At 67.7% G+C, this 9,838-nt stretch carries 9 protein-coding genes; 7 read left to right on the top strand and 2 right to left on the bottom strand.

Annotation, left to right across the window (positions count from 1 at the left end; all coding sequences use genetic code 11):
* Nucleotides 1-468 precede the first annotated feature (468 nt).
* From AB0383_RS37335 to AB0383_RS37325, 3 genes are all read left to right on the top strand, one after another.
* Complete coding sequence (locus tag AB0383_RS37335; protein ID WP_364179161.1) at nt 469-615, top strand: hypothetical protein; 147 nt, start codon at nt 469-471, stop codon at nt 613-615.
* Nucleotides 593-1,540, top strand: a complete 948-nt coding sequence (locus AB0383_RS37330) for an NADP-dependent oxidoreductase (protein WP_364179159.1) — start codon at nt 593-595, stop codon at nt 1,538-1,540. The genes AB0383_RS37335 and AB0383_RS37330 overlap by 23 nt, the downstream gene beginning before the upstream one ends.
* A gap of 369 nt (nt 1,541-1,909) precedes the next feature.
* Nucleotides 1,910-3,043, top strand: coding sequence for a beta-propeller fold lactonase family protein (locus AB0383_RS37325; protein WP_364179157.1), 1,134 nt, complete (start codon nt 1,910-1,912; stop codon nt 3,041-3,043).
* Between the two features lie 163 nt (nt 3,044-3,206).
* On the opposite strand, the gene AB0383_RS37320 is transcribed toward AB0383_RS37325, so the two are convergent.
* The gene (locus tag AB0383_RS37320) at nt 3,207-3,980 is read right to left on the bottom strand and encodes an SDR family oxidoreductase (protein ID WP_364179155.1); all 774 of its coding nucleotides are present in this window, start codon (nt 3,978-3,980) and stop codon (nt 3,207-3,209) included.
* 222 nt (nt 3,981-4,202) lie between these two features.
* Here AB0383_RS37320 and AB0383_RS37315 point away from each other — a divergent pair, with 222 nt between their 5' ends.
* From AB0383_RS37315 to AB0383_RS37305, 3 genes are all read left to right on the top strand, one after another.
* Nucleotides 4,203-5,129, top strand: coding sequence for a LysR substrate-binding domain-containing protein (locus tag AB0383_RS37315; protein ID WP_364179153.1), 927 nt, complete (start codon nt 4,203-4,205; stop codon nt 5,127-5,129).
* Nucleotides 5,130-5,257: 128 nt separating this feature from the next.
* Entirely contained in the window at nt 5,258-5,800 is a 543-nt protein-coding gene (locus tag AB0383_RS37310) for a flavin reductase family protein (RefSeq protein ID WP_364179151.1), read from the top strand.
* A gap of 105 nt (nt 5,801-5,905) precedes the next feature.
* Nucleotides 5,906-7,228: an MFS transporter gene (locus AB0383_RS37305; protein WP_364179149.1), complete on the top strand. Its 1,323-nt coding sequence runs from the start codon at nt 5,906-5,908 to the stop codon at nt 7,226-7,228.
* 30 nt (nt 7,229-7,258) lie between these two features.
* On the opposite strand, the gene AB0383_RS37300 is transcribed toward AB0383_RS37305, so the two are convergent.
* Nucleotides 7,259-8,161: a LysR family transcriptional regulator gene (locus AB0383_RS37300; protein ID WP_364179147.1), complete on the bottom strand. Its 903-nt coding sequence runs from the start codon at nt 8,159-8,161 to the stop codon at nt 7,259-7,261.
* Between the two features lie 418 nt (nt 8,162-8,579).
* Between AB0383_RS37300 and AB0383_RS37295 the strand changes: the two genes are divergently transcribed.
* A complete protein-coding gene (locus AB0383_RS37295; RefSeq protein WP_364179145.1) occupies nt 8,580-9,743 on the top strand; it encodes a low temperature requirement protein A in 1,164 nt (387 codons plus the stop codon).
* Nucleotides 9,744-9,838 lie beyond the last annotated feature (95 nt).

The following is a 9,838-nucleotide window of genomic DNA, read 5'->3' as shown; positions in this document are numbered from 1 at the left end:
GAACGAACGCTGCCACCCCTTCATCTGGACCAAAACCGCCGACGAGATCCTCAAGAAGTCCAACCGTCAGACCACTTCAAACACAGACCACTAGCCGGCCACTCCGCACCGCCTCGCGCAGGGCGCTTTCGAGCTGAACCCGGCGTGGTTGTCCGGGCGTCGGCGGTTCGATCGGCAGTAAGAGTTCCATCCCGGAATTGGTACCCATTTCTTTCGAGGATTTGGACTCTATCACGGGTCCAAAGGGTGACTAGTGTGGTTGTGTGGGAGGAATTACGGCGCGCGGATACCCCGGCGCTGGAGATCCGTGAGCCCGAACACCCGGATGCCGATCAGGTTGCAGCTCTGTTGGCGCGTATGTGATCCGACACTGCCGACCTGGCTGGAGCCGCCGCGACTCGGTGGCGAAAAGCACCCGATATCGGGGCACGTTCGTTGCCGGTTCATCCCGTACCTGAGGCTGTCTTGATGCAGGTCGATCGCGGCCAACCGATTGCGCCGCCCGCGTGCACCTTTGCCGGCGCGGATGAAGTCGGCCCCATCGCCGAGCGGTCAAAAAATACCAAATCGATCAAAGTGAAAGGGAGAATTGATGCGTGCCGCTGGAGTGCGTGAGATCGGTGGCCGAGTCGAGGTGCTCGACCTCCCCGAGCCTGCTGGTCCCGGTCCCGGGGAAGTGTTGGTCGAGGTTGCGGCGGCCGGCGTCGGCAACTGGGACGGCATTGTCCGAGACGGGGCCTGGAACGTCGGGTTGACACCGCCGATGGCCCTCGGCGTGGAAGTCGCCGGCACGGTGGTCGCGGTCGGTTCGAAGGTCGCGAACCTTCGGCCGGGCGACGAAGTTCTCGGCCATCCGGTTCCGCTGCGTCACCAGGGTTGCTGGGCCGAGCGCTTGGTCGTGGACGCCGATCTGCTCGTGCCGAAGCCTCTCGGCGTGCCGTGGGACACGGCGGCGGCGTTCCCGGTGCCTGCGCTCACTGCGGAGCAGGTGCTCTCCGAAGCGCTCAAAGTCGCCGAGAACGAGACGCTGCTCGTCCACGGTGCCGGTACGACAACCGGCGGGTTGGCTGTGCAGCTCGCCGCACTGCGTGGGGTCCGGGTGATCGCCACTTCCGGACCGTCGAGCACCGCTCGAGTGGTCCGGGCCGGGGCGACCGAGGTCGTCGACTACCACGACAGCAGCTGGCCGGATCGCGTCTGTGAACTGACCGGCGGCGTCGGCGTCGACGCCGCCGTCAACGCTGTTTCCGGAGGCAGCGCCGACGCCGTCCTGGCTTTGCGAGCGGGCGGTCGGATGGCGACGATCACCGGCGACCCGCCGGCGGCCGAGCGTGGCATCAGCGTTGCTGACGTCTACGTGCGCCCGGATTCGGCCCAGCTCGAGGAGCTTTGTCTGCTCCTGGGTGATGGCAGGCTGACCTTGTCGGTGGGTGCCACACTGCCACTGGCCGAGGCGGCGACGGCCCTCCAGCGCGCTGTTTCCGGCGCCAACGGTGGTCCGGTCGTCCTTCGAGTCGCACCGGAGCCTGCCGGAAACTGAGCCCGTTCTCTCCCGTTGCCTCGCTACCGGCGCCGGCGCGCACCACAGCGCGCCGGCGCCGGCCCGTTTGTCGAGCGAGATCGCACGTATTTGCCCGTTCGTACCCCGGGAAAGTCCGTCGAGGGATGATCGCGGCGCTGTCGGTAAGACGGCGCGGTCGAGCGACACCTAGTCACCCGTACGAGGAACCGATGGTCGCGTCCTGTCGCTCGACGGGTCGCGTGGCGCGCCGTTCGGTCCAGGTGTGCCGGCCTGCTTCGGTGCTCGTTACTCGCGCACTTTCGCGGTGCCCGGCCGCGACTGAACTGCGCCGCTGACTCGCCGTCTCACAACGAACGGCGAGACCACAGAAAAGGAACCGACAAAAGAATGGCAAGACACATCATCACCCGCGCCGCGCTCGGGGCTGCCGCTGTTCTGGCGACCATCACGATCGCGGCTCCGGAGGCCTCGGCGTCCGGGGTACAGGACCACAGTGGTGCGGTGTTCGTGCAGACCGACAGCCCGAAGGGCAACGCTGTCGTCGCCTACCGCCGGTCCACCGACGGGACGCTGACGCAAACGGCTGTGTACCAGACCGGTGGCCTCGGCGGTGTGCTGGACGGGTCGGTCGTCGACCACCAGGCTTCACAGGGCTCGCTCGCCTACGACGTACGCCATCAAGTGCTGATCGCGACGAACGCCGGCAGCAACACCGTGACCGTGTTCGCCGTCCGTGGCAGCCGGCTGGTCCGCATCCAGACTCTCGCCTCCGGCGGCCGATTCCCCGTGAGTGTCGCCGTCCACGGTGACCGGGTCTACGTCCTCAACGCTCTGGACGGCGGGTCGCTCCAGGGCTACTGGAACCTCGGCGGTCACCTGATCCCGCTGCCGGGCCAGCACCGGGCGCTGGGGCTCGACCCCAACGCCGAACCTCAGTTCACGCACACCCCCGCCCAGGTCGAGTTCACGCCCGACGGATCGCACCTCGTCGTGGCGACCAAGGCCGTCGGCGACAGCCTGATGGTCTACTCGGTCAACACTCTGCTCGGACTGTCCGCCCAGCCGACGGTCACGTCGACCGGCGCCGGCTCGGTTCCCTTCGGCTTCGCCTTCGACCGCGGCGGCCGGGTCCTGCTCACGGAAGCGGGCCCGAACGCGGTCGCCTCGGTCCACCTCGACAAGGCCGGACGCGCGACCGTCGCCCAGACCGTGGCCACCGGCCAGGCGGCGACCTGCTGGATCACGGTCGCGGGCGACTACGCCTACGCCGCCAACGCCGGCAGCGGGACCATCACGACCTACTCCGTGGGCCACGGCCGGCTCGAGCTGATCGGCCACACGCCTGCTTCGGCCGGCACGATCGACCTCACCGCGTCCGGTGACGGCAAGTTCCTCTACGCCCAGGCCGGAAAGGACGGCGAAGTCGACGCCTTCCGCATCGGGCGCGACGGCAGCCTCACGGCAGTCGGCACGATCGCGGTGCCGGACGCCGTCGGCGGTGAGGGGATCGTCGCCTCCTGACGGACCGGCGGGCGGGTGCCGGCACCGGCGCCCACCCGCCGTGGTCGCCGAGGCGCAACGAATTCGGGAACCGTGGGTCCGTGACCGGTTCCGGACGCCCGGCGGGGCTGGCTCGCGCTCAGCGCCGACGGGCTTCGGTTGTCCAGGCTTTGCCGATCCCGGGTCAGTTGCGGCCGGCCATCACGCCGCCGTCGACGTCGACGATGGCGCCGGTCATCCAGCTCGACTTGTCCGACAGCAGGAACGACACGGCGTTCGCGATGTCCTCCGGTGTGCCCACCCGCCCCAGCGGGTGAACGCCGGCGAAGCTGTCGACTGTTTCGTCGAGCTTGTCCTCGGGCACGAAGCCCAAGTACAGGGGCGTTTTGACGACCGCGGGAGCGACCGCGTTGACCCGGATCCCGTGCGGGGCGAGCTCGATCGCGAGTGCCTTGGTGAACGAGTGGATACCGCCCTTCTGCACGGAGTAACCGGTGTGCGGGGTCGCCGCGATGCCCTGGTGCGCCCACATCGAGCCGACGTTCACGATGGCGCCGCCCTTGCCACCCGCGACCATGCCCGCGACGACCGTCTGCGTGATGAAGAACAGCGCTCGGTTCAGTTCGTTGTACGAGTCGTAGAAGGCTTCGTCGTATTCGCTGAACGGCCTCGGGATGAAGAATCCCGCCGCGTTGACGAGCAGGTTGGCATCGGCGTGTTCGGCAGCGAGCTGCTTGCGGACCTCGGGTACCTGGTCACGGTCGGTCAGCTCCGTCGTGATGCCCCAGGCCTTTCCCTTCTGCGACAAAGCTTCGACTGCCGCCTGGACTCGCTCGGGATTCCGGCCCGTGATCACGGCGGTGCCACCCGCGGCGACCACCTGGTGGGCCGTGGCCAGCCCCATACCGCTGCTGCCGCCGACCACGACGACCTTCTGGCCCTCGAAACTCTCGTTCATGACCGTTTGCTCCTTCACGCGAAATCCGGACTCCGGGTGATTCCCGGATCGGGCTACAGGACGTTCGTGGCGCGCGGCCGGCGGTTCTTACCGACGGTCGTGGCGACCGCCGGGGAAGGCTCGCGCGCAACGTGCGCTCCTGCCTCGTACGCGCTCCGTCGGAGCCGGATTGCGGTATGTTGCCACGATGCCAATGTGGGCTGGAGTTCTGTGTGTATCGGTATGTCGAGCACCGTGATGACGCCCAATCTTCTCGACGGGCGGTTGAAGATCCGGCATCTGCTGCTGGTCGACGCGATCGCGCGCCGCGGCACCTTGGTGGCGGCCGCCGATGATTTGAACATCACCCAGCCCGCCGCGACCCGCACGCTGCGCGAACTCGAGGAAATCCTCGGGGTGGCGTTGTACGACCGGAACCCGAGGGGGTTGTTGCCGACGCCGTTCAGTGAGGCGTTCGCGGCGCATGCTCGGGCTGTCGTGTCCCAGATTCGCCAGGCTGGGAAGCACATGGCGCAGCTACGGGACGCCGACCGCGGGACGGTCGCGATCGGTATCCACCTCACGGGGTCGAATGCTCTGGTCCCGCGGGCGGTGGAGGTCTTGAAGGCCCGGCACCCGCTCTTGACCGTCGAGCTGACCGAGGCCTTGCCCCGCAGGCTGCTGTCGGAACTGGGGTCGGGACGCCTCGACCTCGTGGTGGGCCGGCTGACGCAGCCGACGGACGAACACTTCATCCGGCTCCCACTGCACGAGGAGGCCGTGTCGCTCGTGGTCCGCGCGGAGCATCCGCTGGCCGGCCGCGAAGGGATCGATGCGTCGGAGCTTTCCGGTTATCCGTGGATCTTTCCCGACGCGGAGGCTCGTTTGCGCGGCGAGCTGGACCAGTTTTTCAGCGCTCGTGGTATTCCGCTGCCGGTCAACCGGGTCGAGACCACGGCGTACCTCGCGGTGAGGCATCTGCTCCTCGCCACGGACTCGATCGCCGCGCTGTCCGTCTCCATCCACGAAGGACTGGCGGGTGTGGTGAGTTTGGGGCCGGAGTTCGAGCTGGCCAGTCACAGCGTCGGGATCACGTTGGCCGCCGGCCGGGAAGTCACGCCCGCGGCCAGCGCGATGATCGGCATTCTCCGGGAGCTTGTCGCGTCGTAGCGGTATGCCACTCCTGGTATGTCGGGCGGCAGAACGCGCATTGGCGCGGTCCGCGATCGCTGATGGATGCTGCTCGCCAGACCTACCGGCGGCCGGACAGACGGCCTCACGAGGAGGAGTGATCGGCAGTGACCGTCCCCACCAGCACGTTCGTTCCCGACGGACGTGATGCCTTGGCTTTCCGGCACGCGTTGCGGCATTTCCCGACGGGTGTCAGCGTGGTCACGATCCCTGACGGCGACGGCGTGCACGGGATGACGGCCAGCTCGTTCTCACCGGTTTCGCTGAAGCCCCGGCTCTGCGCGGTCAGCGTCAACAAGCCCGGCCGCATGCACGAGCTGCTGCAGGCGACCGACGGCTACTACGGGCTCAGCGTGCTCGGGAATCGACAAGGCGCGATCGCCGACTTCTACGCTCGCAGCCCGTGGGCCGTCTCGGCCGAGGTAAAGATGGACGTGCGTGACGGCTGCCCGGTGGTCGGCGACTCGTTGGCCTGGTTCCTGTGCCGTAAATGGGGTGTCTACAACGGAGGAGACCACTCGATCTTCGTGGGCGAGGTTGTCGACCTGGGGGCGAAGGAGGTGGGCGATGTTTCTCCGTTGATCTTTCACCATTCGAAGTATTTCGAGCTGGGTGAAAACATCCCGCGGGGGAGTGAAGGCGGGTTCTGAAGTGGTCCGCGCGTTGACCACGGTCGAACACCGCCGCGCGGCCGTCTCGGTCGCCCGCTGATCGCGAAGGTCCGCAAGTCCCCACCGAACAACGGAGTTCACCCCATGAGCCAGCTGTCCCCACCGGCCCGCACGGCGCGGCAGATGAGAAAGAACATCCTCGTCAGCGTCGCCGGTTCGGCCATCGAGTGGTACGACTTCTTCATCTACGCGTCGGCTTCGGCGCTGGTGCTGAACAAGCTTTTCTTCCCCTCGGTCGATTCGGTCGCGGGCACGCTGCTCGCGTTCAGCACGTTCGCCGTCGGTTTCCTGATCCGGCCCGTGGGGGCCGCCGTGTTCGGGCACTTCGGTGACCAGTTCGGCCGCAAGCCGGCGCTGGTGACCGCCATGATGATCATGGGCGCGGCGACCACCGCGATCGGTTTGCTGCCGTCGTATGCCACGCTCGGCGTGGCCGCGCCGATCCTGCTCGTGGTGCTGCGGTTGATCCAAGGCCTCGCACTGGGCGGTCAATGGGGCGGTGCGGTATTGCTCGTCACGGAGTGCGCGCCGGAGGGCAAACGCGGCTTCTACGGCAGCTTCGCGCAGCTCGGGGTGCCGATCGCGCTGATCTTCTCCAACGTGATGTTCCTCGTGCTCTCGGCCACCGTGTCACCGGCCGCCTTCCTCACCTGGGGCTGGCGGATCCCATTCCTGCTGAGCATCGTGCTGATCGGCGTGGGGCTCTACGCGCAGTCGCGGGCCGAAGAAACCCACCCCGCACCGGAAGAGCCGGCCCGGCGCCGCGCGCCGCTGCTGGAACTCCTGCGCTCGCACCCGAAGCAGATCCTGCTGGCCGCGGGCGCGACCGTGATCAACGGCGGCGCCTACTACCTGCTGACCGTGTACATCCTCTCCTATGCCACGCAAGCGCTTTCACTACCGCGCGGCACGATCCTCGTGGCGGTGCTCGTGTCGGCTGTCGCGTCGGGACTCACGATCCCCGCGGCCGCCGCGCTGTCCGATCGCATCGGCCGGCGGCGCGTGTTCCTCACCGGCGCGGTGCTGCTCGCAGTGTGGGGCTTTCCGATGTTCTGGCTCGTGAACACGGGTTCGCCCGTGCTGATCACGCTGGCACTCGTGGTGGCGCAGGTCGTCTTCAGCCTCACCTACGGCCCGTGCCCGGCGTTGTTCTCCGAGATGTTCGGCGCCGGCGTGCGGTATTCGGGCGTTTCCGTGGGCTACCAGATCGGCGCCGTCGCCGGCGGTGCGCTCGCGCCGATCATCGCCACCTCGCTGTTCGCCGAGTTCCACACGGCCAACGCGATCGCTCTGTACCTGGCCCTGATGGCTGCCGTGTCGTTCGGCTCGGTGTTGCTGGTGACTGAATCCGTCCGGCGCAAGAGGACGGCCGCACATCCTGAGGTCACCGTGGCCGGAGTGGACTGAAGTCGGTCTCGTCGGCCATCCGGAGTCGTTTCAGAGTTCCGCCACCGCTTCCCGCAGGGACATTTCCAGCCGCCTGATCGACGCGGCCACGCCTCTCGTGTCGAGCCGGCAGGTGTGGAGACGACGGACGATCGTGGGCTGCCGCATGGGCAGAACCACGACGCTCGGGGGAGCGTCCAGCAGCAACAGCCGCGGCAGCAGTGCGACGCCGAGTCCTGCCGCGACGAGGTTGAGCGCGGTGCGGAAGTCCATGCCGTCGAAGTCCAGCCGATGTCCGCTTCCCCGGTCGCCGCCGACGGGTGACGCGGCCAAGTCGCGGACGTCGACCGCGGTGTTGATCCACGCGTCCGACGGCAGGTCGGCCGGGGTGACACTGTCGGCTCCCGCCAGGGGATGGCCGGCGGGAAGGACGACCATGATCGGATCGTCCATGAGGTGCTGTTGCCTGAGCCCGGCCGGCGCCGGCTCGGGAGCGTGTTCGTAGTCGAACGTGATGGCCAGGTCGACCTCGCCCCTGACCAGCAGCGCGTGCGTTTCGCGCTGCTCGAGTTCGCGCAGCGTGATGTGGACTCCCGGATGGGTCGCCCGCAGGCGTGCGAGCGCGGGAGGGACGATGGAGGCTGCCGCCGAGATGAACGCGCCGAGCCGCACCTCGCCGCCGGTTCCGTCCGCGAGCGCCGCGAGCTCGGTGGCAGCGCGACTCATCGATGTGCTGATCGCGGCCTCGGTGTCGAGCAGTACCTGCCCGGCTTCGGTCGCACGGACGGGCCGCCGGACCACCACCCGCGCGCCGACCCGTCGTTCCAGTTCCGCGACCTGCTGCGAGACCGCGGACTGGGTGTAGCCCAGTTCGTCGGCGGCAGCGGCGAACGAACCGAGCCGCACGACCGCCTCGAGGGTAACCAGATGCCGCGGATCGAACAGCCAGGACATGAAGTCAAGGATAGCTTATCGATCGAGAAGGGGATCATCGCTCGTGCTGATCCGGAGTCCTGGTCGACGCTGGACGCAGGGGGACTTCAGGCACTACGACACCGCCATCGACGAACTCTCCGCCGTCGGGCCGGGTTCTCTCTTCGCCGGCATGTCGAAGTCCGAAACGGGAGCACATTCGCCGAAGTCGCTGAACACCACTGCGAAGACGAATCTGATGAATTAATGGCAATTCTGCCCGTCATCGTTAATCCCGGAATCAACGGCCGAAGTGGCCGCCCACGATCCACTGTGGAATTGTGCGAAGCAGCCGGTTCCGTCTGATGTCGACAGACGCACCACGCACCGAGTTGCCGACCACCTGCCCCGGACGCTCCCCCAGGCGTCCGGGGCGCTCGCACGCGGAGAGACCCACGTCATGACACTCGATTCCCGATTCCGGCTCGTCCCGATGAGGCCGCGCGACCCGAACGAGGCCGGACGGGCCGCGTCCACGCTGGAGCTGTTCTTCGACCTCGTCTTCGTCGTCGCCGTGAGCATCGCCGCCGCGCAACTGCACCACGGGCTCACCGAGGGGCACGTACTCGACGGGATCTTCAACTACTGCTTCGTGTTCTTCGGGATCTGGTGGGCCTGGATGAACTTCACCTGGTTCGCCACGTCCTTCGACACCGACGACTGGCTGTACCGGGTGACCACCATCGTGCAGATGGGTGGCGTGCTCGTCTTCGCCTCCGGCATCGGGCCCGCCTTCGAGGAACACGACTACTCGGTGCTCATCATCGCCTACGTCGTCATGCGCGCGGCACTCGTCGCCCAGTGGCTCCGCGCGTCCCGGTCGTCGGGCCCCACCCGCCGGGCCACGCTCAGGTACGCGGCCGGCATCTCACTGGTCCAAGCCCTGTGGCTCGCCTCCCTGCTCCTTCCCACCGGGATGTTCACCGTCGCGCTGATCGTGCTCGTCACCGCGGAAATCGTCGTGCCGATCCTCGCCGAGCGCACCGGGACCACGCCCTGGCACCCGCACCACATCACCGAGCGCTACGGCCTGTTCACCCTCATCCTCCTCGGCGAGAGCCTGCTCGCCTCCGCCAACGCGATCATCGAGGCACTGCGGGACGCCGAGTCGCCCGGCCGGCTCATCGGTATCGCCGCGCTCACGCTCATCGCCACGGCGGCCTTGTGGTGGATCTACTTCTGGCCCCCGCACCACCACGCCATCAAAGACGTCGTGAGCTCCCTGGCCTACGTCTACGGGCACTTCTTCATCTTCGCCGCCGCAGGCGCGTTCTCCGCCGGCATCGAGGTCGAGATCGACGTCCTCACCGGGCACACCACGCTGCACCAGCCCTACGCGTCCTTCGCCTACACAATCCCGCTCGCCGTCTTCGTCCTCGGCATCTGGGCCCTCGCGATCAGGCCCCACGCCGACCGCGTCGTCAACACCGCCCTGCCTCTGGCCGGGCTCCTCGTCCTCGTCGACCCCCTCATCCCGATCCCTTTCGCCCTCACCGCGGCGATCCTCGCCGGCACCGTCACCGTGCTGGTCTGGCGACGGCAGACCGATGGCCACGACGCCTGAGCCCGCACGCGTGTCCGACAGGCTGCCGCACCACACCCCGGACAGGCGTCCTGGTCGCCAACCACCTCACTGTTCACCACGGGCAATCCGATGGG

It is taken from the genome of Amycolatopsis sp. NPDC051373, assembly GCF_040689465.1.
Classification (GTDB): domain Bacteria; phylum Actinomycetota; class Actinomycetes; order Mycobacteriales; family Pseudonocardiaceae; genus Amycolatopsis.
The sequence above is the reverse complement of the archived record's forward strand: the minus strand, read 5'-3'. Positions and strand labels throughout refer to the sequence as shown.